Origin of the sequence: Pseudomonas sp. s4, from assembly GCF_046764235.1 — a bacterium.
In the GTDB taxonomy this organism is placed as follows: Bacteria; Pseudomonadota; Gammaproteobacteria; order Pseudomonadales; family Pseudomonadaceae; genus Aquipseudomonas; species Aquipseudomonas asiatica.
This window is the reverse complement of record NZ_CP177209.1, coordinates 3,528,028-3,554,967: the sequence shown is the minus strand read 5'-3', so window position 1 is coordinate 3,554,967 and position 26,940 is coordinate 3,528,028. Positions and strand designations below refer to the sequence as shown.

Genomic DNA, 26,940 nt, shown 5'->3' with positions numbered 1-26,940 from the left:
TTATCCAAGGTATTGCCATGGCCACTCCCGCAGACACCCCGACTCCCTCCGCCGCGCCCGAACCGTCGCGCAAGCGCAAGGCCTGGCTGCTTGGCCTGGTGTTGCTGCTGATTCTTGCCGGCGTCGGAGCCTGGGCCTGGTACAGCCTGGTCGGGCGCTGGCACGAAAGCACCGACGATGCCTACGTCAACGGCAACGTGGTAGAGATCACCCCGCTGGTCACCGGCACTGTCACCAGCATCGGTGCCGATGACGGCGACCTGGTCCACGCCGGCCAGGTATTGCTGCAATTCGACCCGGCCGACAGCCAAGTGGCCTTGCAGGCCGCCGAAGCCAGGCTGGCGCGCAGCGTGCGCCAGGTGCGCGGGTTGTACAGCAACGTCGACGCGCTCAAGGCCCAGCTGGAAACCCGCCAGGCCGAGCTGCGCAAGGCCCGCCAGGACTTCAACCGGCGCAAGGTACTGGCCGACAGCGGCGCGATAGCTGCGGAAGAATTGTCCCATGCCCGCGACGACCTGAGCGTGGCCGAGGCCGCCGTCAACAGTGCACGCCAGCAGCTCAGCACCAGCAGCGCACTGGTCGACGACACCGTGGTGTCCTCGCACCCCGAGGTGATGGCCGCCGCCGCCGACCTGCGCCAGGCCTACCTCGACCATGCCCGCACCACCCTGGTGGCACCGGTAACCGGCTACGTTGCCAAGCGTACCGTGCAGCTGGGCCAGCGCCTGCAACCGGGTACCGCGACCATGGCGGTGATCCCGCTGGACCAGGTGTGGATCGATGCCAACTTCAAGGAAACCCAGCTGCGCGACATGCGTATCGGCCAGCCGGTGCAGATCAGCGCCGACCTGTACGGCAGCGAGGTCAGGTACAGCGGCACGGTCGACAGCCTTGGCGCTGGCACCGGCAGCGCCTTCGCCCTGTTGCCGGCGCAGAATGCCACCGGTAACTGGATCAAGATCGTCCAGCGCGTGCCGGTACGCATCCACCTCAGCCCCGACCAGCTCAAGGACCACCCGCTGCGTATCGGGCTGTCCACCGTGGTCGAGGTCGACCTGCACGACCAGAGCGGCCCGACCTTGGCCCAGCAGCCACCGCAGCAGGCCAGCTATACCACCCAGGTGTATGACCGCCAGCTGGTCGAAGCTGACAACCTGATCGCCCGGCTGATCCACGAAAACAGCGCAACCGGCAAGACGGCCCAGCGATGAGCAACAACGCTGCTGCCCAGTTCACGCCGCCGAGCCTGCTGCTGACCACCATCGGCCTGTCGCTGGCGACGTTCATGCAGGTGCTCGACACCACCATCGCCAACGTGGCCTTGCCGACCATTTCCGGCAACCTGGGGGTGAGCTACGAGCAGGGCACCTGGGTCATCACCTCGTTCGCGGTGAGCAACGCCATTGCCTTGCCGCTCACCGGCTGGCTCAGCCGACGGTTTGGCGAGGTGAAGCTGTTCATCTGGGCCACGCTGCTGTTCGTGCTGGCCTCGTTCCTGTGCGGTATTGCCCAGTCGATGCCGGAGCTGGTCGGTTTTCGCGTGTTGCAGGGTGTGGTGGCCGGGCCGTTGTACCCGATGACCCAGACTTTGCTGATCGCCGTCTATCCCCCGGCCAAGCGCGGCATGGCCCTGGCGCTGCTGGCGATGGTCACGGTGGTGGCGCCGATTGCCGGACCGATTCTCGGCGGCTGGATAACCGACAGCTACAGCTGGCCGTGGATCTTCTTCATCAACGTGCCCATCGGCCTGTTCGCCGCCGCCGTGGTCCGCCAGCAGATGCGCACCCGGCCGGTGGTCACCAGTCGCCAGCCGATGGACTACATCGGCCTGCTGACGCTGATCATCGGCGTTGGCGCCTTGCAGGTGGTGCTGGACAAAGGCAACGATCTGGACTGGTTCGAATCGTCGTTCATCATTGCCGGAAGCCTGGTCTCGCTGGTGTTCCTGGCGGTGTTCGTGATCTGGGAACTGACCGACCGTCACCCGGTGGTCAACCTGCGCCTGTTCGCGCACCGCAACTTCCGCGTGGGCACCATCGTGCTGGTAGGGGGCTATGCCGGGTTCTTCGGCATCAACCTGATCCTGCCGCAGTGGCTACAGACGCAGATGGGCTATACCGCTACCTGGGCCGGCCTGGCGGTGGCGCCGATCGGCCTGTTGCCGGTGCTGATGTCGCCGTTCGTGGGCAAGTACGCGCACCGCTTCGACCTGCGTGTGCTGGCCGGGCTGGCGTTCCTGGCGATCGGCAGCAGCTGCTACATGCGTGCCGGGTTCACCAGCGAGGTGGACTTCCAGCATGTGGCGCTGGTGCAGTTGTTCATGGGTATTGGCGTTGCGCTGTTCTTCATGCCGACCTTGAGCATCCTGCTGTCCGACCTGCCACCGCAGCAGATCGCCGATGGCTCGGGCCTGGCGACCTTCCTGCGTACCTTGGGCGGCAGTTTCGCGGCGTCGCTGACCACCTGGATCTGGATTCGCCGGGCGGACCAGCACCATGCCTACCTGAGCGAGCACATCAGCCAGTTCGACCCGGCCACGCGGCATACCCTGGAGCAGCTGGGCGGGGCCAGCCCGCAGAGCTATGCGCAGCTGGAGCAGATACTCAACGGGCAGGCGTACATGATGTCGACGGTGGACTACTTCACCCTGATGACCTGGGTGTTTGCCGGGTTGATCCTGCTGGTGTGGTTCGCCAAACCGCCCTTTACCGCCAAGGCGGGGCCGGCGTCGGCAGGGCACTGAGCCGGGCCAGAACAAGGCCCAGGCTCTTTGCCAAATGCCATGTCAGGCACTCGCTGCTGCGTACCAGGGCCGCTGCATGCGCAGCACCAACCGGTCGATTTGCGGCACCAGCAGGTTGCCGGCCAGCACGGCGAAGCAGAGGCCATCGGCGTAAAGCCCGAACTCGCGAATCAGCTCGGTCAGCGTGCCGACGGTCACGCCGAAGAGGATGCGACCGGCGCGGGTATCGGGGCTGGTGACCGGATCGGTGGCGATGAAGAAGGCGGTGAAGAGATAGCCGCCGAGGCTGAGGTTGTAAACGGCTTCCTGCAGGCTGTGGCCGGCAGCCATGCACAGCAATACTGTGCTCGCGATCATCGCCAGCGGAATCTCGATACGGATCACCCGCAGCGAAGCCAGCAGCAAACCGCCGGCAATGTAGCCGAACCCCGAAAGATTGTGGGTGATATGGGTGAACTCGTTCTGCGCCAGTTGAGTGGCGCCGGCGAACGCATCGAGCTCCAGGCGTGGCACCAACTGTAGCTGTTGCAGCAGAACCGCCTTGGCGTCCAGGGTTGCGGTCCAGGGGGCATGGTTCGATGGCGCGGGGTACAACTGCTGATAGAAGCAGATGGCAACCACCCCCAGGCCAACCATGGCAGGGTTGAGGCGGTTGCGACCAAGGCCTCCACTGGCGTGCTTGCACAGTGCCAGAGCAGCAAAACTGGCCAGGGCGATCATCCACAACGGCACCATCAGCGGCAATGCCCGAGCCAGTATCAGGCCCAGCACCAGCCAGCTGAGGTCGCTCAAACCCTTGCGTACGTCATGCCCGCGCAGGCGCAGCAGGGCGGCTTCGAAGCCCAGGGCAAACAGCACGCACCAGAACACCTGCAACCAGACCACGACGCCGAATTGCCAGGCATACAGGGCGGTGCCCGGCAGCAGGCACAGGACGACCAGCAGCATCACCGTGCGCAGCCGTTGCGGGATGGGGTGGCGTATCAGGCTCATGCGCGGACCTCCGTCTTGCTTTGGCGGAAGCGTTCGCGCAGCGGGATATTGCTTGGGCAGATGCTGCTGCAGCTGCCGCATTCGATGCAGGCGTCCAGGCGCAGTTCCTGCAGGCTGGCCTTGTCCAGGCGCTCGGCGGCAGCGTAGAGGTCCAGCGGCCGCAGCGACATCGGGCAGACATCCACACAGCGCGTGCAGCGAATGCAACTGCTGGCGGGGCGAGCAGCCGGCAGGTAGCGCTCGGCGCCGAAAATCAGGCAACTGCTGGTCTTGCTGACGAAGGCGTTGGCGTCCGGTAGCGGCTGCCCCATCATCGGGCCTCCGACCTGGGTCAACTGCCCTGTGGGGGACGCGCCAGCAATCGCGCGCAGTTCGCTGACCGGGTAACCCACCGGCACCCGCACATTGCCGGGGCGCTCGCAGTCACCGGTCAGTGTCAGCACGCGGCTGGTCAGTGGTTCGTCCTGGAAGACGGCCCGGCCCAGCGCGTAGAGCGTTGCGACATTCAGGGCGAGGACGCCGATATCGGCGGGGCGGCTCCCCGGGGCCAGGTTGCGGCCACTGAGGCTCTTGATCATCAACGGCTGCCCACCTGCTGGGTAACGCTCCGGAAGTGGACAAATCTCGACCCGGGTGCGCGCCTGGCGTGCGGCGGCACGTAACGTGGCCATCGCCTCCGGTTTGTTGGTTTCGATGCCGAAACGGGTTGCCGTTATTCCCAGCAGCGCGGCGACATAGTCGGCGGCCTCGATCAACGCTTCGGCATTTTCACGCATGAGGCGGTCATCGCAGGTAAGGAAGGGCTCGCATTCGGCACCGTTGATCAGCAGCAGGTCGGGCTGCTGTGCGCCGGCCAGCTTGAGGGCCGTGGGGAAACCCGCACCACCAAGGCCGACTATGCCCATCTGCAATGCGTGCTCGACCAGCGCCTCTGGCGTTTGCGGCAGGCCCGGTGCCGGGCGTTCGAGCCACTCGTCCAGGCCATCTGCGTTCAGGATGACGGCCATGACTGGTTCGGCCGAGTCGGCCGCGAAGACGTGATCGATCCGGTCCACGATGCCGGAGGTACTGGCATGCACCCAAGCGGTGGTGTTGTCGCCAATACCGATCACTTCGCCCTTGCGCACATGCTGCCCCGGCTGCACGCAAGGCTGGACAAACCGCCGACCCCGCCCGAGCGGAATCGCCAGCTGGATTTTACCGACCACGACCGGGGCAACCGTCGTGGCGTTGGATAGTTCCTTGTATCCCCTGAGCTCGATCCCTCCGTGCCAACTACGCTGAGAGGATGAGGCGATGGCCAGCAGACGGCGCCAGAAAGGTTTCTGTTGCGGCTGACGCTGGGCGCGGATGCGGCTCTGCAGGCGTTCGACGCTCTGCAACGAATGGCTAGACATGTAATGTCCTCCAATTTTTGGGCAAAGAACGCCCCTGTGCGCTTATGCACATGGTTGTTTTATTGCTTCCGGGACGTTAAGCGGAAAGGGAGGGGGATGAATGATCACCCGCGCAGATCAGAGTGTTCGAAGAGGAGTTTGTTCGGTTTTTGACCAGGTTTGCTGATGAACGGTAGGCCAATTGCCATCTCGCAACTCTGGTGAAATAGCCTGCGCCGCGAACGGGCGGCCAGAGTCTGCGAGGTGTCCAATGATGCGCGCAAGCCTGCTGGTGATGCTGGTGACGTTGCTGTATGGCTGCGGCGACAGGATTGAACGCTTTGGCGGGCCGACCATGGGGAGTACGTATTCGATCCAGTACGTACCCACTGCACAGACGCCCGATTCGCGGCAGGTAAAGGCCGAAGTCGAGCTTGTTCTCCAGGCCCTCGACAAGCAGTTCTCCAACTGGCGCGGCGATTCCGTGGTTTCCCGCTTCAACAACCTGCCGGCCGGCGCCTGTCAGGCAGTGCCGCAAGAGATGCAGCAATTGCTGGCGTACGGTGTTTCTCTGTTCCGCCAGAGTGGCGGGGCTTTCGACCTGACGGTTTTGCCCTTGATGAACCTCTGGGGCTTCGGCCCACAGTCACGCGGCAGACAGGTGCCGGATGCCAGCACGCTGGCGCGGGAGCAGGCACGGGTAGGCCTGCAGCACTTGCACCTGGATGGAGAAAAGCTGTGCAAGGATGTGGCGGCGCAGCTGGATTTCGACAGCATGCTCGCCGGTTATGCAGTGGATCGGGTGGGTGACAGGCTTGCGGCCCTGGGTATCCAGGCCTATCTGGTCGAGATCACCGGCGAACTGAAGGGGGTTGGCCGCAAACCGGATGGCTCGCCCTGGCGCATCGCCCTCGAGGTACCGAGTGGTGGGGGCGAACAGCAAGTGGAGCGCGCCATCGCCCTGGATGGCTACGGCGTTGCCACCGCCGGCGATTACCGCAACTATTTCGAGGAAGGTGGCCAGCGTTATTCGCACACCTTCGATCCCCGTGTCGGCAGGCCGGTCAAGCACGCGCTGGCGGCAGTGTCGGTGGTCGACCCTTCGGTGTTGCGTGCCGATGCCCTGGACACACTGTTGATGGTGCTGGGCCCGGAGGAAGGCTATGCCTTCGCCGAGCGGAATGAAATCGCTGCCTACTTCATCATGCACCAGGGGCTGGGGTTCGTTGCGCGGGCGACGCCGCGGTTCGAGACGTTGTTTCCCGGGCAAGGCAAACCCACGCAGTAGCAGAAGGAAAGGTCATTCCCACGCGCTGCCTTTTCCCCTATTGTCGATGCTCCCTTTCCAAACGATTGGCAGACCCATGGAGCAAGTCATAGTCATCACCGGTGCCAGCCGCGGCATCGGCGCCGCCACGGCGCTGCTGGCCGCCCGTCAGGGCTACCGCATCTGCATCAACTACCACGCCGACGACCAGGCCGCCGAGGACATCCTCGGCCAGGTCCGAGCCCTGGGCGCCAAGGCCATCACCGTGCGCGCCGACGCCAGTGTCGAGGATGAGGTCATCCAGCTGTTCCAGCGCGTTGACGAAGAACTCGGCCCGGTCACCGCGCTGGTCAACAACGCAGGCACCATTGGCCAGCAAAGCCGGGTCGAGGACATGTCCGAGTTCCGCCTGCTCAAGGTCATGAAGACCAACGTCGTCGGCCCCATGCTCTGCGCCAAGCACGCACTGAAGCGCATGGCACGCCGGCACGGCGGGCCGGGCGGGGCCATCGTCAACGTGTCGTCGGTGGCCGCCCGCCTGGGCTCGCCCAACGAATACGTGGACTATGCCGCTTCCAAGGGCGCCCTCGACACCTTCACCATTGGCCTGGCAAAGGAAGTGGCAGGCGAGGGCGTGCGGGTAAATGGTGTGCGGCCAGGCTACATCCATACCGGGTTCCACGCGCTGTCGGGCGACCCCGACCGGGTCAGCAAGCTCGAGCCCGGCTTGCCCATGGGCCGCGGCGGGCGCCCGGAGGAAGTGGCCGAGGCCATCCTCTGGCTGCTCTCGGACAAAGCCTCGTACTCCACCGGCAGCTTCATCGACCTGGGCGGCGGGCGCTGAACGCGCCGGTCAATCCTCCAACAGCGTGCGTACCCGTTCGGCCAGCACTGCCAGCTCGAACGGCTTGGTCAGCACCTGAGTGCCTTGCAACAACTGGCCGTCACTGAGCGCCGCGCTTTCGTCGTAGCCGGTGATGAACAGTACCTTGAGGTCGGGGTGGCGCTCGCGGCAACGTTCAGCCAACTGGCGGCCATTCAGGCCGCCGGGCAGGCCGATATCGCTCAACAGCAGGTCTGGCCGCTCGCCAGCTTGCAGGTGGGCGAGGGCGGCTGGGCCGTTCTCGAATGCATCGACCCGATAACCCAGTTCTTCCAGCACCTCGCAGACGACCACGCGCAAGGCGGCCTGGTCTTCAACCAGCAGGATACGCTGCGTGGCGCTGCTGCTTTTTTCCAGCAGTGTGCGCGGTGGCCTGGGTGCCGGGGCTTCGGGGTGCTGGTGGTGGCGGGGAAGCAGCAGCTCGATGCGGGTGCCTTCGCCCAGTGTCGACAACACCCGTAGCTGCCCGCCCGACTGGCGCACGAAACCATAGGTCATCGACAAGCCCAGCCCAGTGCCCTGGCCCATGGGCTTGGTGGTGAAGAACGGGTCGACGGCGCGCTCGGCCACCTCCGCCGACATGCCCTTGCCGTTGTCGCTGATGCTCAGCCGTACGTATTCGCCAGCTGGCAGTTCCAGTGCACGGGCTTGCTGGTCGTCGAGCAGGAGGTTGTCACCGAGGATATCGATCACGCCGCCGGCAGGCATGGCATCGCGGGCATTGATGCACACGTTGAGCAGGGCGCTTTCCAGTTGCGGCGGGTCGATGAAGGTCGGCCACAGCTGGCAGGGGAATTGGCTGGTCAGGGTGATGGAGGGGCCGATGGTGCGGCGCAGCAGCTCTTCCATGCCGCCCACCAGCGTGGCTACCTGCGTGGAGCAGGGCTGCAGGGTCTGCTGACGGGAAAATGCCAGCAGCCGGTGTACCAGCGAAGAGGCCCGCTGCGCCGAGCCGTTGGACAGCTTCAGCAATGGCTCCAGGGCGTCGAAACGGGATTGCTCCAGGCGCTGGCGCATCAGCTCCTGGGCACTGAGGATGCCGCCCAGCAGGTTGTTGAAGTCGTGGGCGATGCCGCCACTGAGCTGGCCGACCGCTTCCATCTTCTGTGCCTGGCGCAGGGCTTCCTCGGCCTTGGCCTGTTCTGCCAGTGCCGCATTCACCCGTTGTTCCAGTTCCTCGTTCAGGCGCTGCAGGGCCTGCTCTGCCCGTCGGCGTGCAGTGACGTCCTTGAACAGTACCGCCACCTGGCGCTTTTCGGCAGGCTCTACGCGGAAGGTGGTCACCGACAACACATGGCCGGTGGCGACCAGTTCCTGCTCGAAATGCAGCGGCTCGCCCGTGCGCAGCACCGCGCCATAACGGGCGACCCAATCGTCGGCCTCATCGGGCACCATCTCGCGCAGTTTCTGCCCGACCACGTTGGGGATGCCGGCATGCTTGGCATAGGCCGCATTGGCCAGCACATGCACATAGTCGCTCAGTGGGCCGTGCGGGCCGTCGAAGAACTCGATGATGCAGAAGCCTTCGTCCATGGTGTCGAAGAGCGAGCGGTAGAAGTCCTGATCGTGTTGCTGATGGCTTGCCAGGCGGGCTTCCAGCAGCGCGTTCTGTTGCTGCAGGGCTTCGACTTGTTGGCGCAGTGAAAGCAGGTCGCGGGAGGGCATGCCGACGTCCGACAGTGGATGAAGCCCAGACTTTAGCGTGTTCGGCAACAGGCGAATAGCCAGTCAACGCGGGTGTGACGCAATGCCCAATAGGCGCTCGATCCGTTCGCCGAGGGTGTTCAGGTCGAGGGGTTTGTGCAGCAGTTCGGTGCGCCTGCCGGGCCGGGCACAGTGCACCGTTTCGGCAGTTTCGTAGCCGGTAATCAGCAATACCGGGGCATCCGCCACAAGGTCCTGGCAGGCCTCTGCAAGCTGGTAACCGTCGAGTCGCCCAGGCAGGCCGACATCGGTGATCAGCAGGTCCGGTGGCGGCCCTTTCTGCAACGATTCCAGAGCCCGGTGGCCACTCTCGAAAGCCTGCACCTGATAGCCCAGTTCCGTCAGCACTTCGACCAGTACCAGGCGCAGGGCCGGTTGGTCCGCCACCAGCATGATCCGGTGCATCCGCGGCTGCAACGTCGCGGTGGCGGATGTGGCTGGCTCGCCGTGGCCGGTTGCGCAAGCGCTCTGGTCACGGGGCAGGTACAGGTGAACGCAAGTGCCTTGCCCGGTGACGCTGTCGATCAGCAACTGCCCCCCGGACTGGCGAACAAAACCATAGGCCATGGACAATCCCAAGCCAGTGCCCTGGCCCAGCGGCTTGGTGGTGAAGAAGGGCTCGAAAGCGTGTTGCAGCACCTCACTGGGCATGCCCACGCCGGTGTCCTCGACACGAATGTGCAGATAGTGCCCCGTCGGCAGGTCCAGGCGCTTGGCCTCGGCCGCTGCGAGATCGGCGTTTTCACAACCGATGCGCAAGGTGCCGCCCAGCGGCATGGCGTCACGGGCATTGATGCACAGGTTGAGCAGAGCGTTCTCCAGCTGCTGCGGATCGATGCGGATCGACCATTGCGCGGCCAGCGTGCGGTCCTGGAAGTCAATGTGCGGGCCGGTCGAGCTGCGGATCAGGTCATGCATGTCGGCGACCAGGCGGTGCACATCCACCGCTTGTGGCATCAGCGTCTGTTGGCGCGAAAAGGCCAGCAACCGCTGCACCAGGGCTGCGGCGCGCATTGCGTTGCTGCGGCCGAGCCCGAGCATGCGGGCGGTGTCGGCAAGGCGTTGCTCGCCCAGGCGCTGCTCTGCAAGCTCCAGCGCGCCAAGCAGGCTACCCAGCAAGTTGTTGAAGTCGTGGGCGATGCCGCCGGTCAACTGGCCGACCGCCTCCATTTTCTGCGACTGGCGCAGGGCCTCTTCGGCCTGGCGCAGGCGTTCCTGCTCGGCCATGCGCTCGGTGATGTCATAGGCGAACAGGTACCCGCCCTGGACTTGCTGTTGTGCATCGAGCAATGGGTGATAGCGGATTTCGTAATGGCGGGGGGCATCGGAGGGGCCGAGTGAGATAGTGTCGATGAAGGCTTCGCCGGCCAGCACGCGTGGCCACACCGGTGCCAGGCGGCCCATGATGTCAGGGTGGTTGAGCAGAATTTGTGGCACGTAATCGCCGATCTGCGGCACGAAGCCCCGGTAATGCTCGAAGGTTTCCCGGGCCGTGCGGTTGATCGCGACCAGGCGCATCTCGCTGTCGGCGGCAAACACGTTGGCCCGGCTGTTGTCGAGCAGTTCGCCCAGTAGCTGGATGTGGGCCTGTGCAGTGTCGTCGCGCTCTGCCAGGCGAGCTTCCAGTTCTGCGACACGCGCTTGCAGTTGTGCCAATGACGGGAGCGAGTCTGCTTGCATGGCGAGGGACCGGTGAGCGGATCAAGCAACTATAGCCGCCTGCCGGGGCGCCAGTCATCAGAACGAGCGGATGATCCGCCCCAGGGTTTCCATGGCCCGTTCGGCATCCTCATGCCAGGGGCTGCCGTAGTTCAGGCGGATGCAGTTGCCGAAGCGCCGGGTGGGCGAGAAGATCGGGCCGGGGGCGATGCTGATGCCTTGGGCCAAGGCCATGTGGAACAGCTTGAGGGCGTCCATCTGTTCGGGCAGCTCCAGCCACAGGAAGTAGCCGCCGGACGGTTGGCTGACCCGCGTCTGCGCCGGAAAGTGCCGGGCGATGGCCGCCAGCATGTTGGCCTGCTGGCCTTCCAGGGCATAGCGCAGCTTGCGCAGGTGGCGGTCGTAGCCGCCGTGCTGCAGGTAGTCGGCGATGGCCGCCTGGGCCGGCATCGAGGCGCACAGCGAGGTCATCAGCTTGAGCCGCTCGATCTTCTGTGCAAAGCGCCCGGCTGCCACCCAGCCGATGCGGTAGCCAGGCGCCAGGCTCTTGGCGAACGAGCCGCAGTGCATCACCAGCCCCTGGGTGTCGAACGCCTTGGCCGGTTTGGGTGCCTGTTGCGCGTAGTACAGTTCGGCGTACACGTCGTCTTCGATCAATGGCACCTGATGACGCGCCAGCAGCTCCACCAGTGCCTGCTTTTTCGCCTCCGGCATGCTGGCGCCCACCGGGTTCTGGAAGTTGGTCATGCACCACACGGCCTTGACCGGGTGTTTCTCCAGCGTTTGCGCCAGCACGCCCAGGTCCATGCCTTCGCGCGGGTGCACAGGAATTTCCACGGCCTTTAGCTTGAGACGCTCCAGTACCTGCAGGCAGGCATAGAACGCGGGGGCTTCGATGGCCACCAGGTCACCGGGCTGGGTGACGGCCTGCAGGCACAGGTTCAGGGCTTCCAGCGCGCCGTTGGTGATCAGCAGCTCCTCCATCGGCAGCATCAGCCCGCCAACCATGTAGCGCAGGGCAATCTGCCGGCGCAGCTGCGGGTTGCCGGGTGACAGGTCGGTCACCACCATGCGCGGGTCCATGCTGCGGCTGGCGCTGGCCAGCGAGCGCGACAGGCGTTGCAGCGGAAACAGCTCGGGGCTGGGGAAGGCCGAGCCGAACGGCACGGTGTTGGGGTCCTTGATCGAGTCGAGGATCGAGAACACCAGCGCGCTGACGTCTACGTCGGTGGATTCGCTTACCGGCTGCAATGCCTGCGGCTCGCTGAACTGGCGCGGGGCGTGGGCGTTGACGAAATAGCCCGAGCGCGGCCGGGCACGGATCAGCCCGCGCCGCTCCAGCAGGTAGTAGGCCTGGAACACGGTGGACGGGCTGACCCCGTGGGTCTGGCTGGCATAGCGCACCGAGGGTACGCGCTGGCCGGGGCCCAGCACCCCGGAGCGGATCAGTTCGGCGATGTCGTCGGCAAAGCGTTCGTAGCGTTTCATTCTGGCCTTCTGTCGAAGCCTGGCAGGCAAGCTGGACTCAGTGTAAGGGATCAACGGTTCATCGGCGCGACGAAGCGGCTGTGGGCCACGCTGCGGATGGCGGGGTCGTCGCGCTCGCTGATTTCGAAGCTCAGCGTCTGCGAGCTGCTGGCCGGGCGCTCGGCGAGCATCGCCACCGACACCGGCAGTTCACTCATTTCACCGGCCGGGATCACGAAGGAGGTCTTGCCCTGCAGGCTGAAGCCGTCGGCGTCCAGCAGGCGCAGCTCATAGTGCCGGGTGCTTTCGGTCTTGTTGATGACCTTGAGCAGGTAGATGTTCTCGATCTGGCCCTGGGCATTCTCGCGGAACAGGCCGCGGTCCTTGATCACGTCCAGCGACACCATCGGGCGCAGCTGCAAGGCCACCACCAGTGCCGCGATCATCACCCCAAGCGCGGCGGCGTAGCCCAGCAGGCGCGGTCGCAGCCAATGGGTGGTGCCACCTTGCAGGCTGCGTTCGGACTTGTAGCCGATCAGGCCACGGGCGTAGCCCATCTTGTCCATTACCCCGTCACAGGCATCGATGCACGCCGCACAACCGATGCACGCCATTTGCAGGCCGTCGCGGATATCGATGCCGGTGGGGCACACCTGCATGCACAAGGTGCAGTCGATGCAGTCGCCCAGGCCCTGGGCGCGGAGGTCACTGCCTTTCTTGCGCGGGCCACGGGCTTCGCCGCGACGCGGGTCATAGGCGACCGCCAGGGTGTCCTTGTCGAACATCACGCTCTGGAAGCGTGCATAGGGGCACATGTGCAGGCACACCGCTTCGCGCAGCAGGCCGGCATTGATGTAGGTGGCGGCGGTAAAGAACAGCACCCAGAACAGCGCCACGCCGCCCAGTTGCAAGGTGAACAGTTCCGCGGCCAGTGGGCGGATCGGGGTGAAGTAGCCGACGAAGGTCAGCCCGGTGAGCACGCCAATGGCCAGCCACAGGCTGTGCTTCAGCATGCGCCGGGCCAGTTTGTTCAGGCTCCAGGGCGCGGCGGCCAGCTTGATGCGCTGGTTGCGGTCGCCCTCGGTGACCTTTTCGCACCACATGAACAGCCAGGTCCAGGTGCTTTGCGGGCAGCTGTAGCCGCACCACACGCGGCCGGCATACACGGTGATGGCGAACAGGCCGAAGGCGCAGATGATCAGCAGCGCCGACAGCAGGATGAAGTCCTGCGGCCAGAAGGTGGCGCCGAAGATGTGGAATTTGCTGTTGCTCAGGTCCCACAGCACGGCCTGGCGGCCGTTCCAGTTCAGCCAGGCGGTGCCGAAGAACAGCACGAACAGGGCGCCGGCGAAGCCGATGCGCAGGTTGCGGTACAGCCCGGTGAAGCTGCGGGTATGGATGCCATTGTCGGCGCGGCGTGGCTGGGGGCTGGCTGGGGCGGTGGCGATCTCTGTGAAAGGGATTCTATCGTTCATGGCTCGGTGCTCATCAGGCCTCGATCAGGCATGAGCACTATGGCCCTGAGACTGTTATCAGCACAGGCTCAGATTTTGCGATAAAAACCGTATCAGATTTCCCGGCAGGCCCCGCCAGGCCTCAGATTACCGAGCCTGGCGTGCTGGCCTTCAGATGCCTGCGGCTATCCACCGCACCCGCCACGGTCAGTGCATCGGCCTCGGCTTCGGTGATGGGCACACGCTGGCCGGCGAGCAGGGCCACGGACATGCGCAGCTGTTCGTCGGTGACGATTTCGATGGACGGGCCATCACCCTCGATGCGCAGGTCTTCGGCGATCAGGGTGCAGCGGCGGGTGGTTTCGTCGATTTCAATGGGCATGGAGTAGTCCTCCTGGGGGTGGTTACAGGGTGGACCGTGCTGAGGGGAAGGTTGCTGCATCAGCAGGCTGAACGGCACTTTGTCATTTGTTCGGGGGTCAACCCTTGCAGATGGCAGGCCTGGCCTCTTCGCGGGCACGCCCGCTCCCACAGGTGTTTCTCAGATCCCTGTGGGAGCGGGCGTGCCCGCGAACGGGCCGGGCCTGACAACACAATGCTCCACATGGGAAGAAAGCAATGGACCTCATCTGGCAAGCAATCCAGGCCGAATTCGCCGATATCACCGACGAGCGCGAGGTCACGCAAATCCTCGTACGCCTGCTGATGGCAGCCCTGCTTGGCGCTGTGCTGGGCTTCGAGCGCGAGCACAAGGGCAAGGCCGCCGGGGTGCGTACGCATATGCTGGTTTCGCTGGGCGCCGCGCTGTTCGTGCTGACACCGAGCATGGCCGGGGCCGACGAGCAAGCGCTGAGCCGGGTGATCCAGGGCATTGTCGCCGGTATCGGTTTTCTGGGTGCGGGCACCATTCTCAAGGGCAACGGCCAGGACGCCAGCCATGTGAAGGGCCTGACCACTGCTGCCGGGTTGTGGATGACCGCCGCCATCGGTACGGCAGCCGGCATGGGCCGCGAAGCCACGGCGTTGATCAGCACGATACTGGCCCTGCTGGTGCTGGGCACGATGCCGTTGCTGGTGGACAAGCTCGAAGGGCAGGATGAGGGAAAGCAGGAGGAGGAAGAGGGCAGGAAGCACTGAGGGGAGCCGAAGCTCCCCTCAAAGCGTTGTTGCCTGCTCTTTTTTATTATTGGGACCGGCCTGTTGTTGTTTTTGTCAGCCTGTCCTGGTGTTGCGGGCGACCCCCATGCGGGGTCAAGAGCAAACGTATTTTTTTGAGCGCTGACCTGCTTTCATCATTGCTGATCCGAACCTGGCTGCCGCTACCTGGAGTTAGTTTTATTGTTCTGTGCCAGACCGCGGGGCGTACCCCTGAAAAGCGTGTCGACTCCAAAAAAATCTGCTTGCTACGCCTCTGCCGTGTTGTTCTTGTTATGTCAGAGCCGTTACCTGTTGTTTTTATTGGGTGTCACATTTTTTTTGTTGTTGTACCAGAGATATAGCAGGGTGCGTGCCAACTTTTGCAAACCCTTTAAAATCAATCACTTGGCGATTTCAGTCGAAATCGACTGGCCTGAAATTCTGCCGATTTGTTTCCCTGTTACCCGATTTTTTGCTGCAAAACGTGGGGGCGGTAACACTTCACCCACACCAATGTGACACCCGTATGACTTATTGCGCGCTGCGCGCCCGTGCTACCCGCGACCCGTTGTCGCGGCCCAGCACGCTGCTGATGCGGCGGCCGGCGGCGATCAGCAGGTCCAGGTCGATGCCGGTTTCAATGCCCAGCCCCTGCAGCAGGTACACCACGTCTTCACTGGCGATATTGCCGGTAGCGCCTTTGGCATAGGGGCAGCCGCCCAGCCCGGCCACCGAGCTGTCGAACACGCTGATGCCTTCGAGCAGGCTGGCATACACGTTGGCCAGGGCCTGGCCATAGGTATCGTGGAAGTGCCCGGCCAGTTGCTCGCGCGGTACCTGTGCCGCGACCACCTCGAACAGGCGCCGGGTCTCGCCGGCGGTACCGGTGCCGATGGTGTCACCCAGCGATACCTCGTAGCAGCCCATGTCGTGCAGGGCACGGGCCACCGGGGCGACCTGCTCGGCGCTGACCTTGCCTTCATAGGGGCAGCCGAGCACGCACGACACATAGCCGCGCACGCGCACACCGTGGTTGCGCGCGGCTTCCATGATCGGCTCGAAGCGCTTGAGGCTGTCGCTGATCGAGCAATTGATGTTGCGTTGCGAGAAGGCTTCGGAGGCGGCGGCGAACACCGCCACTTCCTTCACGCCGGCGGCCAGGGCGTCCTCGAAACCGCGCAGGTTGGGGGCAAGCGCCGCATAGGTGACACCCGGGCGCTGGTGGATGCCGGCGAACACTTCGGCGGAGCCGGCCATCTGCGGCACCCACTTGGGCGAGACGAAACTGCCCACTTCGATATAGGCCAGGCCCGCTTCGGTGAGGTCGTCCACCAGGCGCACCTTGTCGGCGACGCTGATGGGCTGGGCTTCGTTCTGCAGGCCGTCGCGGGGGCCTACTTCGACCAGGCGGACGTGTTTGGGCAAGGACATGGCGGGTTTCCTGTGGCGTTCAGCGGTTGTCTTTGTTGTTCAGGGTGGTGGCCAGGGCTTGTTCGCAGCGCTCCTGGGCGGTGTCCAGCTCCAGCTGCATCTGGTGGATGTCGAGCATCTGCTGTTCCAGCTGGGCGCGGCGCTCGGCGATTTTCGCCAGCATGCTGTTGAGCTGCTTTAGGTTGCCGCTGGAGGGGTCGTACAGTTCGATCAGCTCGCGGCATTCGGCCAGCGAAAAGCCGATGCGCTTGCCGCGCAGGATGAGTTTCAAACTGACTTTGTCACGCGCCGAATAGATACGCTCCAGGCCACGGCGCTCGGGGCTCAGCAGGCCCTGTTCCTCATAGAAGCGGATGGCGCGGGTGGTGATGTCCAGTTCGCGGGACAGGTCGGAAATGCTGTAGGTCTGGGTGCTCATGCTGGGGCTCGGCGTGGGGTATGCGGGTATCCTGAGGGCAGGTTGACGTATACGTCAAGCAGGGGCGCGGAATGTGTGTTGCCTGTACCGGCCTCTTCGCGGGCTTGCCCGCTCCCACAGGGACAGCGGTGCCCTCTAGGTCAATGCAATACCTGTGGGAGCGGGCAAGCCCGCGAAGAGGCCTGCACAGGCGAAAAATTTACTCAGACAACCCCGACCTGCGATACCCATTCGGCGTCTGCCCAGTCAACCGCTTGAACCACCGGGCAAAATACGTCGGGTCGGTAAACCCCAGGCTATCCGACAACTGCCCGATGCTCATCCGCGTATAGATCAGGTTGCGCCGAGCCTCCAGCAGCAACCGCTGGTGCACCACCTGCAGCGCGGTCTGCCCACTCAGTGCCCGGCACAGCTGGTTCAACTGCAGACTCGGAATATTCAACCGCGCGGCAAAATCCTCCACCGACAGGTGCTCACGGTAATGCGCCTCGACCAGGCGCAGGTACTGCCCCAGCAAGTGGCGGTCACGTTCATCGCGGTTGCGCGGTGCCTGCACCAGCTGCTGGCGGCGGCTGATCCACACCATCAGCGCCGTCACCAGTGCTTCGAGCAAGGCCGCCCGCGCCGGGGCGTTGCCCTGGTACTCCTGCTGCAGGGTGTCGATCAGGCTGCGCAGATGCACCCGGTCCCGGCCCAGCGGGTAACACGCCGCCTTCGCCAGTACCGCCAGCGGCGCGCCCAGGCGCTGCTCCAGGTTGGCCACCAGTGCCGTGCCAAAGGTCAGCACATGCCCCTGGATATCGGCGCTGAAGCGAAACCCGTGCACGGTCATCGGCGGTACCACCTGGATTGCCGCTTCGCTGATGGCGCTGCGCACCCCCTCGATCTCCACTTCGGCCCGGCCGCGTTGCACATACAGCAACTGGAACAGCTCGGCGTGCTGGTGCGGTTTGATTTCCCAGTGATGCAAACGGCTACGCGCCGGGATCGACTCGCAGTGCAGCAGGTCGGTGCCGGGCCAGGCCTGGTTTTCGCCGTACAACTTGAACAAGGGGACACCGGGGAGGGTGGATTTCATGCGTGCAGGCCTGTCCGTTAATCGAACGTTTTTTGTAAAAGTGCAGGTTATGCATGGGATATCACACTTCAATGGCTGTTTTTGCCAGTAAAAATGCAAGGGCAAACCCTAACAGCAGATGCCGCCCCACTGCCAGTCCAGGGCCGGCATCGTCCGCACAGAGACAACAACAATGAAAACTCAGGTCGCAATTATTGGTGCAGGTCCGTCTGGCCTGCTGCTGGGCCAACTGCTGCACAAGGCCGGTATCGATACCGTCATCGTCGAACGCCAGACGCCCGAATACGTGCTTGGCCGCATCCGTGCCGGGGTGCTGGAGCAAGGCACGGTCGACCTGCTGCGTGAAGCCGGTGTGGCCGAGCGCATGGACCGTGAAGGCCTGGTACACGAGGGTGTCGAACTGCTGGTCGGCGGGCGCCGCCAACGCCTGGACCTCAAGGCCCTGACCGGTGGCAAGACGGTGATGGTATACGGCCAGACCGAAGTCACCCGTGACCTGATGCAGGCACGTGAAGCCAGCGGTGCGCCGATCATCTATTCGGCAGGCAATGTCCAGCCGCACGAACTCAAGGGCGAACGGCCCTACCTGACCTACGAAAAAGACGGCCAGATGCACCGCGTGGACTGCGACTACATTGCCGGCTGTGACGGCTTCCACGGTGTCTCGCGTCAGAGCATCCCCGAGGGCATCCTCAAGCAGTACGAGCGGGTCTACCCGTTTGGCTGGCTGGGCATGCTGTCAGACACGCCACCGGTCAACCACGAACTGATCTACGCCCACCACGAACGCGGTTTCGTGCTGTGCAGCCAGCGTTCGCACACCCGTAGCCGCTACTACCTGCAGGTGCCGCTGGACGAGCAGGTGGAGGCGTGGCCCGACGAGCGCTTCTGGGAGGAGCTGAAGGCACGCTTGCCCGAAGATGTGGCTGCGCGCCTTGTCACCGGCCCGGCCCTGGAGAAGAGCATCGCGCCGCTGCGCAGCCTGGTGGTCGAGCCGATGCAGTATGGCCACCTGTTCCTGGTCGGGGATGCTGCGCATATCGTCCCGCCGACCGGCGCCAAGGGCCTGAACCTGGCGGCATCGGATGTCAACTACCTGTACCGGATCCTGGTCAAGGTGTACCGCGAAGGGCGCACCGACCTGTTGCAGCAGTATTCTCCGCTGGCCCTGCGCCGGGTGTGGAAAGGCGAGCGCTTCAGCTGGTTCATGACCCAGCTCCTGCATGACTTCGGCAGCCACAAGGACGCCTGGGACCAGAAGATGCAGGAAGCCGACCGCGAGTACTTCCTGACCTCGCCGGCGGGGCTGGTGAACATTGCCGAGAACTATGTAGGGCTGCCGTTCGAAGAAGTAGCCTGAGGTCCTGTGCTGCTTGTCCTGGCCTCATCGCCGGCAAGCCAGCTCCCACAGGGACCGCGTATGGCTTGGAGTCGATGCGGTCCTGGTGGGAGCTGGCTTGCCGGCGATCACGGGCGAAGCCCGTGCCATGCAACCTTGCCTAGCGGGCCAGTAACGCCTCCATCTCCCGATACCCCCGCTGCCGCGCATGCTCCAGCGCGGTCACCCCATCTTTGTCGGCAATCTGCCGATCCGCCCCGGCCGCCAGTAGCCGGCGCACGATCTCCACATGCCGCGGCCCGCCGTCACCGAGGATCACCGCCTCCAGCAGCGCAGTCCAGTGCAGGCGGTTGAGATGGTTCACGTCCACCCCGGCATCGATCAGCAACTGCACGGTCTCGACATGCCCGCGTTCGGCGGCGGGTATCAGCGCAGTGCCTCCATACCGGTTGGTGCTCTTGAGGTCGGCACCGTGGCTCAAGGTCAGCCTCAGGATGTCGTTCAGGCCACGAGCCCCGGCATACAGGTACGGGCTGTCGTCGATGTTGTCCTTGGCATTCACATTGGCACCGGCCTCGATCAGCGCTTTCGCGGCCGCAATGTGGTTGCCGTGGGTGGCCACCAGCAGGGCAGTGCGCCCTTGCTCGTCACGGCTCTCCAGCTGCGCACCTTGTGCCAGCAGTTGTTGCAGGGTGCGCACATCATCGTGACGGGCAGCGTTGTGCAGGCGGTTGTCCATGGCAGTGCTCTCGGCGTGGGCGGCAAAGCTGGTGCACAGGGCGAACAGCATCGCAGCAAGTAGTGAACGCATGGGGCAGGCTCCTCGATGACCTGCCCGCATCCTAGAAAAAACACGCCAGGGCTTGAAGTTAAGTTTGCGCATGAAAGACAGTGCCGTGCTGAATAGGTAATGGCAGGAAGCACAACGATGAAATTCTCCACCCCTCTGATGGGCGCCTTGTGCCTGGTAGCTGCCAGTGGCTGGGCCTGTGCCGACCAGGTGCTGCCCGCGCCACCGGAACTGGCCTCTGGCTACCGCACTGGCCTGCAGCCGGTGCATGCCAGCCGGCACATGGCCGCAGCTGCCAACCCGCTGGCCAGCGAAGCGGGGCGGGCGATGCTGCGTGCCGGTGGCAGCGCCATCGACGCGGCCATCGCCATGCAGATGGTGCTGACCCTGGTCGAACCGCAATCCAGTGGCATTGGCGGCGGGGCGTTCATCCTCTACTGGGACGGCCAGCGCGTGCAGGCCTTCGATGGCCGCGAGGCAGCCCCGGCGACGGTAACGGAAAACCTGTTCCTGCAAGCCGATGGTTCACCGATGCCATTCAGGGCAGCGCAGATAGGCGGGCGTTCGGTGGGCGTACCAGGGGTTCTGCGTGCCCTGAAGCTGGCCCATGAGCAGCACGGCAAGCTGCCCTGGCGCGACCTGTTTGCCCCTGCCATCGCGCTGGCACGCAACGGTTTCGCGGTTTCCGAACGCCTTCACACCCTGGTGGCGGGCGACCCGTTCATTGCCCGTTCACCCGCCATGGCCCGCTACTTCCTGGATGAACAGGGCAAGCCACTGGCGGTGGGGACTACCTTGCGCAACCCCGAGCTTGCGCAAACCTTCGAGCAGATTGCCGAGCAGGGCCCCGAGGTGTTCTACAGCGGCGAGATCGCCGAAGCCATCGTCGCCAAGGTGCGCAGCCATGCCAATGCCGGCTACCTGTCGCTGCAGGATATGCAGCAGTACCGAGCCAAAGTGCGCGAGCCGCTGTGTGGCCCTTACAAGGCCTGGCGCATCTGTGGCATGCCACCGCCATCGTCGGGCGGGGTGACGGTGCTGCAGACCCTGGGCATCTTGGAGGCACTGCAGCGGGCTTCGCCACAGCGCGACCTTGCCGCCATGCGGCCGCTGCGCACTTCGACCGTTGCCGGGCTGGAAGCCCCGCCGCTGGCCGTGCACCTGGTTGCCGAGGCCGAGCGCCTGGCTTATGCCGACCGCGCCCAGTACCTGGCCGACAGCGATTACGTGCCGGTGCCGCTCAAGGCCCTGACCGACTCCACATACCTGGCCAGCCGCGCCGCGCAGGTCGGCGAGTACAGCATGAAACGCGCCCGCCCGGGCCAGCCGCAGGGGGCCGACCTGGCCCTGGCGCCTGACCGTTCGCCGCTGCGCATTTCCACCTCGCACCTCAGCGCGGTGGATGACCGCGGCCAGGCCCTGGCCATGACCACTTCGGTGGAAGCAGCGTTCGGCTCGCACCTGATGGTCAAGGGCTTCTTGCTCAACAACCACCTGACCGACTTCTCGTTCATCCCCCGGGAACAAGGCAAGCCCGTGGCCAACCGGGTGCAACCGGGCAAGCGGCCGCTGTCGGCCATGGCGCCGACCCTGGTGTTCTCGCAAGCTTCCGGCGAGCTGGTGGCCAGCCTGGGCTCGCCCGGCGGCTCGCAGATCATCGGCTACGTGAACAAGGCGCTGATCGGCCTGCTGGATTGGCAGCTCGACCCGCAGCAGGCCGCCGGCCTGCCCAACTTCGGCAGCCGCAATGCCGGCACCGAAGTAGAGGCGGGTTTGGCCAGCCCGGCACTGATCCGGCAGTTGGCAGCCTGGGGGCATGAGGTGACGCCGATGATCATGACCAGTGGCATGCAGATCATCCAGCGCAGTGGCGAGGGTTGGTCGGGTGGTGCCGACCCTCGGCGCGAAGGCGTGGCAGTCGGCGACTAGCAGTGTGCGTTGCGGTGCGGCAGGTGGCGTGATAGAAGCTAGTCTTGCCATTCAAAAGTTGAATACCAAGATGTCCATCAGCGTGAAATCGAATAGGGCCCTGTTCGACCTCGACCTGCTGCGTGCCATTGTCGTGGTGGCCGATTGCGGCAGCTTCACCACGGCTGCTGCGCGCCTGCACTCCACCCAATCGACCATCAGCCAGAAGGTGCGCCGCCTGGAGGATATGGTTGGCCACCGTCTGCTGGTGCGTGGCAATCGCGACGTGCTGCCGACCGACGCCGGGCAGACCCTGCTCGGCTATGCCCGGCACATGCTGGCCCTCAACGACCAGATGCTCGAAGCCTTGGCCGGGGCGATGGTTGGCATGACCGTGCGCCTTGGCGTGCCCGAGGACTTCGTGGGCGGGCGTACCACCAATGCGCTGTCGGCGTTCAGCCGGCTGCACCCGCAGGTGAAGCTGGAAGTGACCAGCGGCCTGTGCCGCGACCTCAGCCAGGCCTACGACAACGGTGAGCTCGACCTGGTGTTGCTCAAGCAGCGGCGCAACAGCCGCGAAGGCGTGGCCTGCTGGCCCGAGCGCCTGCAGTGGATCGACAGCGCGCGCACGCCCGCCTTCGAACTGGACCCGATCCCGCTGGTGACCTTCCCGCCCCGCGGCCTGTACCGCGACGACATGATTACCGCCATCGAAGGCATGGGCCGGCGTTGGCGCATCAGCTTCACCAGTTCCAGCCTCAGCGGCATCCAGGCAGCGGTCGCCGATGGCATGGGCATCAGCCTGCTGCCGCCACGGGCGGCGACCGGCGAGCATCGGGTGCTCGGTGCGGAGCAGGGGCTACCTGAGGTCGACAGCTATGAAATCGTCATCGTCCACCGGCCGACGGCGGATGTGATGGTCAAGGCGCTGGCCGAGGTGATGACGCAATTGCTTGCGGGTGGCGGGATCTGACAGGGTTGGGGCCGCTTTGCGGCCCATCGCCGGCAAGCCAGCTCCCACAGTGTTTGCGTATGGCTTGAGGCCAATGCGGTCGAGGTGGGAGCCAGCTCCCACAGGGTTTGCGTATGGCTTGAGGCCAATGCGGTCGAGGTGGGAGCTGGCTTGCCGGCGATGAGGCCGGTGCAGGTTTTCAATACCCTCTAGGGCTGGCGCTCGGCCACCGCTCGCAGGGTCCGCAACGTCACCACTGGCGCATCCACCACAAACCGGTTGGCCAGCCACCCCGGCACATCCCCGGCAGGGTCGGCCTGCAGTTGGTAGGTCACCTCGGTCCTGCGCTCACCCAGCGGTTTCATCCGCCACTCGCCGTTGAGCTGCTGCACACGGATCAGCCCATCTACCTTGGGGATCCTGTCTGGCTCGGCGCTCAGGTGGCGCAGCAACGTGCCGTCGTCCAGGCGTTCGGTGGTGACCTTCAGCACGATGTCCCGCGGCATCGTCGGCCACGGCAGGTTGGTGGTCAGGTACACCCAGGTGTTTTCGCCTTGCACATCCAGCAAGCGCATCTCGGCGCAGGCGTACAGCCACTTGCAGGCCACCCGCAGGTTCTCCTGCAGGTCGGTGAGCGTGCGAACGCTGGCTTTCATGGTGCTGACACCACGGAATTGCTGGTAGGGCGAGTCGGGGGCGGCGTTCAGGTAAACGCGGATGCCTTCGCGGTCGTAGGCCAGGTTCCAGTCGTCGGCGGCTGGGGCGGGGGTGCAGAACAGCAGGGCGGTGAGCAGCAGGCAGCGGTTCATGGCTGGTACCGCACGGGGGCAGGATTTTCAGTATGCGGCTACTGGGGCTGCCTTGCAGCCCTTTCGCGACACAAGGCCGCTCCCACAGGGTTCGGGGTACACCGTACTTTTGTGGGAGCGGCCTTGTGTCGCGAAAGGGGCGCAGAGCGCCCCCAATGCATCAACGCTTAGGGTTGAGCGTCAGGTGCACGTGACGGTTCACGTCCTTGTACAGCAGGTAGCTGAACTTGCCTGGGCCACCGGCGTAGCAGGCTTGCGGGCAGAAGGCGCGCAGCCACATGAAGTCGCCGGCTTCCACTTCGACCCAGTCCTGGTTCAGGCGGTACACCGCCTTGCCTTCCAGCACGTACAGGCCGTGTTCCATTACGTGGGTCTCGGCGAACGGGATCACGCCGCCCGGCTGGAAGGTGACGATGTTCACGTGCATGTCGTGGCGCATGTCGGCCATGTCGACGAAGCGGGTGGTGACCCAGCGGCCTTCGGTGCCCGGCATCTCGATGACGGTGGCGTTGTCACGGTGGGTGACGAACGACTCGGGAACGTCCAGGCCTTCGACCTTCTGGTAGTGCTTGCGCAGCCAGTGGAAGGTCACGTTGGACTTGCTGTTGTTGCGCAGGCTCCACTCGGCGCCCGGGGCCAGGAAGGCGTAGCCGCCCGGTACCAGGGTGTGGTGCTTGCCTTCGACGGTGATGTCCAGTTCGCCTTCGACGATGAACACCACGGCTTCGGCGTTCGGGTCCAGCTCAGGGCGTTCGCTGCCGCCTTCCGGGGCCACTTCCACGATGTACTGGGAGAAGGTTTCGGCAAAACCGGTCAGCGGGCGGGCGATGACCCACATGCGCATCTTGTCCCAGAACGGCAGGTGGCTGGTGACGATGTCACGCATCACGCCCTTGGGGATGACGGCATAGGCTTCGGTGAACATGGCACGGTCAGTCAGCAGCTCGGTCTGAGCCGGGTGCCCACCGTGGGGGGCGAAGTACGAATGGTTCGACATGGACGATCTCGACTTGTTGTTCTCTCCCCATGCCGTGAACCGCACCGGCCGGTGCGGCGCAGGGGATGTGGCGACAGAATAGGGTCGAGTGCGTGCCATCCACAAATTAAATGTTGGAATACCCGGTATTTGCCGGCTGAATGCGAACCTGCCGGCCAGCGTGCCCTTCCGGCAAGCGGTCGCCCTGGCCGAACAGCTTGTGGCGCAAGGTGCCTTCGGCATAACTCAGCGGGTAGCGGCCACGGCGTTGCAACTCCGGCACCAGCAGCTCGACCACATTTGCAAGGTCGTCTGGTTGCACTGCGTAGGTCAGGTTGAAGCCATCGATGCCGGTCTGGTCCAGCCAGCTTTCCAGCTGGTCGGCCACCTCGCTGGCAGCCCCCACCAGCACCGGGCCACGGCCGCCCAGGCCGACGAACTCGGCAGCCTCGCGCACGGTCCAGCGGCGGTTCGGGTCGGCGGCGGTGAAGGCGGCCAGGGCTGCGCGGCCGGCATCGTTCTCGACGTATTCGATGGGCGCATCGGGGTCGAGGCCGGCAAAGTCGATGCCGGTCCAGCCCGACAGCAGTGCCAGGGCGGCGTCCAGGTCGACATAACGGCGGTATTCGGCGAAGCGCGCTTCGGCCTCCTCCCGCGTGGGGGCGACGATCAACAGCGCCTGGGCGTAGATCAGCACCTCGTCCCGGCCACGCCCGGCCACCTCGCTGGCCTGGCGGATGCCGTCGGCGTAGCGGCGCAGTACCGTGGGCGTCGGCCCGCTGATGAACACGCATTCGGCGTGCCGCGCCGCGAACTGCTGGCCGCGTGCCGAAGCACCGGCCTGGAACAGCACCGGCGTGCGTTGCGGCGAAGGTTGGCACAGGTGCATGCCCGGCACCTGGAAGTGCTCGCCCACATGGTTGATGGGGTGCACCCGGGCGGGTTCGATATAGCGCCCGCTGTCACGCTCCAGCAGCACCGCATCGTCGTCCCAGCTTTTCTCCCATAGCTTGTACAGCACCTGCAGGTATTCCTCGGCCAGGTCGTAGCGCTGGTCGTGGCCCAACTGGCGCGCCAGGCCCAGGTTACGCGCGGCGCTGTCGAGGTAGCCGGTGACGATGTTCCAGCCGACCCGGCCATTGCTCAGGTGGTCGAGCGTCGACATGCGCCGGGCGAACGGGTAGGGGTGTTCGTAGGTGAGCGAGAAGGTGACGCCGAAGCCCAGGTGCTCGGTAACCCCGGCCATGGCCGGCACCAGCAGCAGCGGGTCGTTGACCGGCACCTGCACGCCACCGCGCAGGGCGGCTTCGGGGCCGCCCTGGTAGACGTCGTAGATGCCCAGCACATCGGCGATGAACAGGGCATCGAACAAGCCGCGTTCGAGCAGGCGGGCCAGGTCGGTCCAGTAGCCCAGGCAATTGAAGGCCACGCTGGTGTTGCGCGGGTGGCGCCACAGGCCGGGGGACTGGTGGCTGGCGGCATTCATGCTGAAGGCGTTGAAGCGAATCGGGCGGGGCATGGTGGGCGCGCTCCGCTCAAGGCAATACGGAAGCTGGGTAGACCGCGTCGGCCACCTGCAGCTTGCGTGGAATCAGGCCCAGGCCCTGGAATGTGTCGGCCAGCTTTTGTTGCTCGGCAACGATCTCTGGGGTGATGGCCACGGCATTGTAGTTGCGCCGCTCGCTGGCCGCTTGCAGCACGTTGGCGTTGATCCCGAGTTGTGGGGCCAGCAGTGCGGCGACTTCCGCAGGCTTGGCGTTGGCCCATTGGCTGACCTTGGCCAGCTCGGCGAAGAAGGTCTTCAGCAATGCGCGATGCTGGTCGGCGAAGCTGGCGGTGGACAGGTAGAAGGTGCGGTTGTTGGACAGGCCGCTGCCGTCGCGCAGGTTCTTCAGGCCCGGCTGGCTTTCTGCCGCGGCGAGGAACGGGTCCCACAGGGTCACGGCCTGGACACTGCCCGATTGCAGGGCAGCCACGGCATCGGCGGCGTTGTTGACGTAGGCCGGGGTGATGTCCTGGTAGCTGAGGCCGGCCTGTTCCAGGGCAACGGCCAGCAGATACTGGGCGTTCCAGCCGCGGCCGGTGGCCACGCGCTTGCCCTTGAGGTCTTGCACGCTGGCCAGGTGGTCCTGCTCACGTACCACCAGGCCGATGCCACGTGGGTAGGGCTGCTCGGCGGCCAGGTACACCACCGGCTTGCCTGCGGCCTGGGCGAACACCGAGGGGGCGTCGGCGGCATGGCCGAGGTCGATGGCGCCGGTGCTCAAGGCTTCGAGCAACTGCGGGCCGGCGGCGAACTCGTGCCAGCTGACTTTCACGCCTTGCGGCGCCAGGGCCTTCTCCAGGGCACCGCTGCCCTTGAGGATGTTGATGCTGTTGAACTTCTGGTAACCGATACGCAGGGTCCTGGCCTCGTCGGCCAGGGCTTGGGACCAGGGCAACAGGGTACTGGCGACACTGGCCAGCAAGCCGCCGATCAACAGGCGGCGCAGGGGGGAAAAGGCACGGGCGGGCATGGGCATTGCTCCTTGAACGGGGAGGGAAGCGATGCGCCCA

General features: G+C 64.9%; 23 protein-coding genes. 8 read left to right on the top strand and 15 right to left on the bottom strand.

What is annotated here, in order from left to right:
• Positions 1 to 17: 17 nt before the first annotated feature.
• Positions 18 to 1,211 carry an HlyD family efflux transporter periplasmic adaptor subunit gene (locus ACK56M_RS16555; RefSeq protein WP_039614211.1) on the top strand — a complete coding sequence of 398 codons (1,194 nt, stop codon included), beginning with the start codon at positions 18 to 20 and terminating at the stop codon, positions 1,209 to 1,211.
• Entirely contained in the window at positions 1,208 to 2,743 is a 1,536-nt protein-coding gene (locus ACK56M_RS16550) for a DHA2 family efflux MFS transporter permease subunit (RefSeq protein ID WP_013972942.1), read from the top strand. The genes ACK56M_RS16555 and ACK56M_RS16550 overlap by 4 nt, the downstream gene beginning before the upstream one ends.
• 42 nt (positions 2,744 to 2,785) lie before the next feature.
• On the opposite strand, the gene ACK56M_RS16545 is transcribed toward ACK56M_RS16550, so the two are convergent.
• The gene (locus ACK56M_RS16545) at positions 2,786 to 3,736 is read right to left on the bottom strand and encodes an RnfABCDGE type electron transport complex subunit D (RefSeq protein ID WP_015270657.1); all 951 of its coding nucleotides are present in this window, start codon (positions 3,734 to 3,736) and stop codon (positions 2,786 to 2,788) included.
• Complete coding sequence (gene rsxC, locus ACK56M_RS16540) at positions 3,733 to 5,133, bottom strand: electron transport complex subunit RsxC (RefSeq protein WP_015270656.1); 1,401 nt, start codon at positions 5,131 to 5,133, stop codon at positions 3,733 to 3,735. Before rsxC ends, ACK56M_RS16545 begins: the two co-directional genes overlap by 4 nt.
• 250 nt (positions 5,134 to 5,383) lie before the next feature.
• On the opposite strand from rsxC, the gene ACK56M_RS16535 reads away from it, so the two are divergent.
• Both ACK56M_RS16535 and ACK56M_RS16530 read left to right on the top strand, forming a co-directional pair.
• Positions 5,384 to 6,400, top strand: a complete 1,017-nt coding sequence (locus ACK56M_RS16535) for an FAD:protein FMN transferase (protein WP_043935679.1) — start codon at positions 5,384 to 5,386, stop codon at positions 6,398 to 6,400.
• 76 nt (positions 6,401 to 6,476) lie between these two features.
• Entirely contained in the window at positions 6,477 to 7,223 is a 747-nt protein-coding gene (locus ACK56M_RS16530; RefSeq protein ID WP_024087260.1) for an SDR family oxidoreductase, read from the top strand.
• A gap of 9 nt (positions 7,224 to 7,232) precedes the next feature.
• Here the strand turns inward: ACK56M_RS16530 and ACK56M_RS16525 are convergent, their stop codons facing one another.
• From ACK56M_RS16525 to ACK56M_RS16505, 5 genes are all read right to left on the bottom strand, one after another.
• Positions 7,233 to 8,927 (bottom strand): response regulator, encoded by a 1,695-nt coding sequence (locus ACK56M_RS16525; RefSeq protein ID WP_411958795.1) that lies wholly within the window; start codon positions 8,925 to 8,927, stop codon positions 7,233 to 7,235.
• 63 nt (positions 8,928 to 8,990) lie between these two features.
• A complete protein-coding gene (locus ACK56M_RS16520) occupies positions 8,991 to 10,646 on the bottom strand; it encodes a PAS domain-containing sensor histidine kinase (protein ID WP_031324575.1) in 1,656 nt (551 codons plus the stop codon).
• A gap of 57 nt (positions 10,647 to 10,703) precedes the next feature.
• Positions 10,704 to 12,113 (bottom strand): GntR family transcriptional regulator MpaR, encoded by a 1,410-nt coding sequence (mapR, locus tag ACK56M_RS16515; RefSeq protein ID WP_013972935.1) that lies wholly within the window; start codon positions 12,111 to 12,113, stop codon positions 10,704 to 10,706.
• Positions 12,114 to 12,163: 50 nt separating this feature from the next.
• Positions 12,164 to 13,567: a cytochrome c oxidase accessory protein CcoG gene (gene ccoG, locus ACK56M_RS16510; RefSeq protein WP_411958794.1), complete on the bottom strand. Its 1,404-nt coding sequence runs from the start codon at positions 13,565 to 13,567 to the stop codon at positions 12,164 to 12,166.
• Between the two features lie 121 nt (positions 13,568 to 13,688).
• Entirely contained in the window at positions 13,689 to 13,928 is a 240-nt protein-coding gene (locus ACK56M_RS16505; RefSeq protein WP_013972933.1) for a DUF3203 family protein, read from the bottom strand.
• A 236-nt stretch (positions 13,929 to 14,164) separates the two neighbouring features.
• On the opposite strand from ACK56M_RS16505, the gene ACK56M_RS16500 reads away from it, so the two are divergent.
• The gene (locus tag ACK56M_RS16500; RefSeq protein ID WP_015270650.1) at positions 14,165 to 14,683 is read left to right on the top strand and encodes an MgtC/SapB family protein; all 519 of its coding nucleotides are present in this window, start codon (positions 14,165 to 14,167) and stop codon (positions 14,681 to 14,683) included.
• Between the two features lie 531 nt (positions 14,684 to 15,214).
• Here ACK56M_RS16500 and ACK56M_RS16495 read toward each other — a convergent pair.
• The 3 genes from ACK56M_RS16495 to ACK56M_RS16485 form a co-directional block, all read right to left on the bottom strand.
• Positions 15,215 to 16,114, bottom strand: a complete 900-nt coding sequence (locus ACK56M_RS16495; protein WP_085591451.1) for a hydroxymethylglutaryl-CoA lyase — start codon at positions 16,112 to 16,114, stop codon at positions 15,215 to 15,217.
• 19 nt (positions 16,115 to 16,133) lie between these two features.
• Positions 16,134 to 16,532, bottom strand: coding sequence for a MerR family transcriptional regulator (locus tag ACK56M_RS16490; protein ID WP_411958793.1), 399 nt, complete (start codon positions 16,530 to 16,532; stop codon positions 16,134 to 16,136).
• 199 nt (positions 16,533 to 16,731) lie between these two features.
• Positions 16,732 to 17,610 carry a helix-turn-helix domain-containing protein gene (locus ACK56M_RS16485; protein WP_015270648.1) on the bottom strand — a complete coding sequence of 293 codons (879 nt, stop codon included), beginning with the start codon at positions 17,608 to 17,610 and terminating at the stop codon, positions 16,732 to 16,734.
• A gap of 172 nt (positions 17,611 to 17,782) precedes the next feature.
• Here ACK56M_RS16485 and pobA point away from each other — a divergent pair, with 172 nt between their 5' ends.
• Positions 17,783 to 18,970, top strand: coding sequence for a 4-hydroxybenzoate 3-monooxygenase (gene pobA, locus ACK56M_RS16480; protein WP_054573531.1), 1,188 nt, complete (start codon positions 17,783 to 17,785; stop codon positions 18,968 to 18,970).
• Positions 18,971 to 19,109: 139 nt separating this feature from the next.
• Here the strand turns inward: pobA and ACK56M_RS16475 are convergent, their stop codons facing one another.
• The gene (locus tag ACK56M_RS16475; RefSeq protein WP_015270646.1) at positions 19,110 to 19,760 is read right to left on the bottom strand and encodes an ankyrin repeat domain-containing protein; all 651 of its coding nucleotides are present in this window, start codon (positions 19,758 to 19,760) and stop codon (positions 19,110 to 19,112) included.
• Positions 19,761 to 19,877: 117 nt separating this feature from the next.
• On the opposite strand from ACK56M_RS16475, the gene ggt reads away from it, so the two are divergent.
• Positions 19,878 to 21,668: a gamma-glutamyltransferase gene (gene ggt / locus ACK56M_RS16470; protein ID WP_061304606.1), complete on the top strand. Its 1,791-nt coding sequence runs from the start codon at positions 19,878 to 19,880 to the stop codon at positions 21,666 to 21,668.
• A 70-nt stretch (positions 21,669 to 21,738) separates the two neighbouring features.
• On the top strand, positions 21,739 to 22,620 hold the full coding sequence (locus ACK56M_RS16465) for a LysR substrate-binding domain-containing protein (RefSeq protein ID WP_015270644.1): 882 nt from the start codon (positions 21,739 to 21,741) through the stop codon (positions 22,618 to 22,620).
• A gap of 188 nt (positions 22,621 to 22,808) precedes the next feature.
• Here ACK56M_RS16465 and ACK56M_RS16460 read toward each other — a convergent pair whose 3' ends face one another.
• The 4 genes from ACK56M_RS16460 to ACK56M_RS16445 form a co-directional block, all read right to left on the bottom strand.
• The gene (locus tag ACK56M_RS16460; RefSeq protein WP_054573529.1) at positions 22,809 to 23,408 is read right to left on the bottom strand and encodes an START domain-containing protein; all 600 of its coding nucleotides are present in this window, start codon (positions 23,406 to 23,408) and stop codon (positions 22,809 to 22,811) included.
• A 160-nt stretch (positions 23,409 to 23,568) separates the two neighbouring features.
• On the bottom strand, positions 23,569 to 24,405 hold the full coding sequence (locus tag ACK56M_RS16455; protein ID WP_013972924.1) for a bifunctional allantoicase/(S)-ureidoglycine aminohydrolase: 837 nt from the start codon (positions 24,403 to 24,405) through the stop codon (positions 23,569 to 23,571).
• Between the two features lie 106 nt (positions 24,406 to 24,511).
• Positions 24,512 to 25,903, bottom strand: coding sequence for an LLM class flavin-dependent oxidoreductase (locus tag ACK56M_RS16450; protein WP_015270642.1), 1,392 nt, complete (start codon positions 25,901 to 25,903; stop codon positions 24,512 to 24,514).
• 16 nt (positions 25,904 to 25,919) lie between these two features.
• Complete coding sequence (locus ACK56M_RS16445) at positions 25,920 to 26,900, bottom strand: aliphatic sulfonate ABC transporter substrate-binding protein (protein WP_039614223.1); 981 nt, start codon at positions 26,898 to 26,900, stop codon at positions 25,920 to 25,922.
• Between the last annotated feature and the right edge of the window lie 40 nt (positions 26,901 to 26,940).

Excerpts from the sequence above, each read along its gene's own strand:
- ACK56M_RS16555 (WP_039614211.1), top strand. The coding sequence starts at position 18 with ATGGCCACTCCCGCAGACACCCCGACTCCCTCCGCCGCGCCCGAACCG.
- ACK56M_RS16550 (WP_013972942.1), top strand. The coding sequence starts at position 1,208 with ATGAGCAACAACGCTGCTGCCCAGTTCACGCCGCCGAGCCTGCTGCTG.
- ACK56M_RS16545 (WP_015270657.1), bottom strand. The coding sequence starts at position 3,736 with ATGAGCCTGATACGCCACCCCATCCCGCAACGGCTGCGCACGGTGATG.
- rsxC (WP_015270656.1), bottom strand. The coding sequence starts at position 5,133 with ATGTCTAGCCATTCGTTGCAGAGCGTCGAACGCCTGCAGAGCCGCATC.
- ACK56M_RS16535 (WP_043935679.1), top strand. The coding sequence starts at position 5,384 with ATGATGCGCGCAAGCCTGCTGGTGATGCTGGTGACGTTGCTGTATGGC.
- ACK56M_RS16530 (WP_024087260.1), top strand. The coding sequence starts at position 6,477 with ATGGAGCAAGTCATAGTCATCACCGGTGCCAGCCGCGGCATCGGCGCC.
- ACK56M_RS16525 (WP_411958795.1), bottom strand. The coding sequence starts at position 8,927 with ATGCCCTCCCGCGACCTGCTTTCACTGCGCCAACAAGTCGAAGCCCTG.
- ACK56M_RS16520 (WP_031324575.1), bottom strand. The coding sequence starts at position 10,646 with ATGCAAGCAGACTCGCTCCCGTCATTGGCACAACTGCAAGCGCGTGTC.
- mapR (WP_013972935.1), bottom strand. The coding sequence starts at position 12,113 with ATGAAACGCTACGAACGCTTTGCCGACGACATCGCCGAACTGATCCGC.
- ccoG (WP_411958794.1), bottom strand. The coding sequence starts at position 13,567 with ATGAACGATAGAATCCCTTTCACAGAGATCGCCACCGCCCCAGCCAGC.
- ACK56M_RS16505 (WP_013972933.1), bottom strand. The coding sequence starts at position 13,928 with ATGCCCATTGAAATCGACGAAACCACCCGCCGCTGCACCCTGATCGCC.
- ACK56M_RS16500 (WP_015270650.1), top strand. The coding sequence starts at position 14,165 with ATGGACCTCATCTGGCAAGCAATCCAGGCCGAATTCGCCGATATCACC.
- ACK56M_RS16495 (WP_085591451.1), bottom strand. The coding sequence starts at position 16,114 with ATGTCCTTGCCCAAACACGTCCGCCTGGTCGAAGTAGGCCCCCGCGAC.
- ACK56M_RS16490 (WP_411958793.1), bottom strand. The coding sequence starts at position 16,532 with ATGAGCACCCAGACCTACAGCATTTCCGACCTGTCCCGCGAACTGGAC.
- ACK56M_RS16485 (WP_015270648.1), bottom strand. The coding sequence starts at position 17,610 with ATGAAATCCACCCTCCCCGGTGTCCCCTTGTTCAAGTTGTACGGCGAA.
- pobA (WP_054573531.1), top strand. The coding sequence starts at position 17,783 with ATGAAAACTCAGGTCGCAATTATTGGTGCAGGTCCGTCTGGCCTGCTG.
- ACK56M_RS16475 (WP_015270646.1), bottom strand. The coding sequence starts at position 19,760 with ATGCGTTCACTACTTGCTGCGATGCTGTTCGCCCTGTGCACCAGCTTT.
- ggt (WP_061304606.1), top strand. The coding sequence starts at position 19,878 with ATGAAATTCTCCACCCCTCTGATGGGCGCCTTGTGCCTGGTAGCTGCC.
- ACK56M_RS16465 (WP_015270644.1), top strand. The coding sequence starts at position 21,739 with ATGTCCATCAGCGTGAAATCGAATAGGGCCCTGTTCGACCTCGACCTG.
- ACK56M_RS16460 (WP_054573529.1), bottom strand. The coding sequence starts at position 23,408 with ATGAACCGCTGCCTGCTGCTCACCGCCCTGCTGTTCTGCACCCCCGCC.
- ACK56M_RS16455 (WP_013972924.1), bottom strand. The coding sequence starts at position 24,405 with ATGTCGAACCATTCGTACTTCGCCCCCCACGGTGGGCACCCGGCTCAG.
- ACK56M_RS16450 (WP_015270642.1), bottom strand. The coding sequence starts at position 25,903 with ATGCCCCGCCCGATTCGCTTCAACGCCTTCAGCATGAATGCCGCCAGC.
- ACK56M_RS16445 (WP_039614223.1), bottom strand. The coding sequence starts at position 26,900 with ATGCCCGCCCGTGCCTTTTCCCCCCTGCGCCGCCTGTTGATCGGCGGC.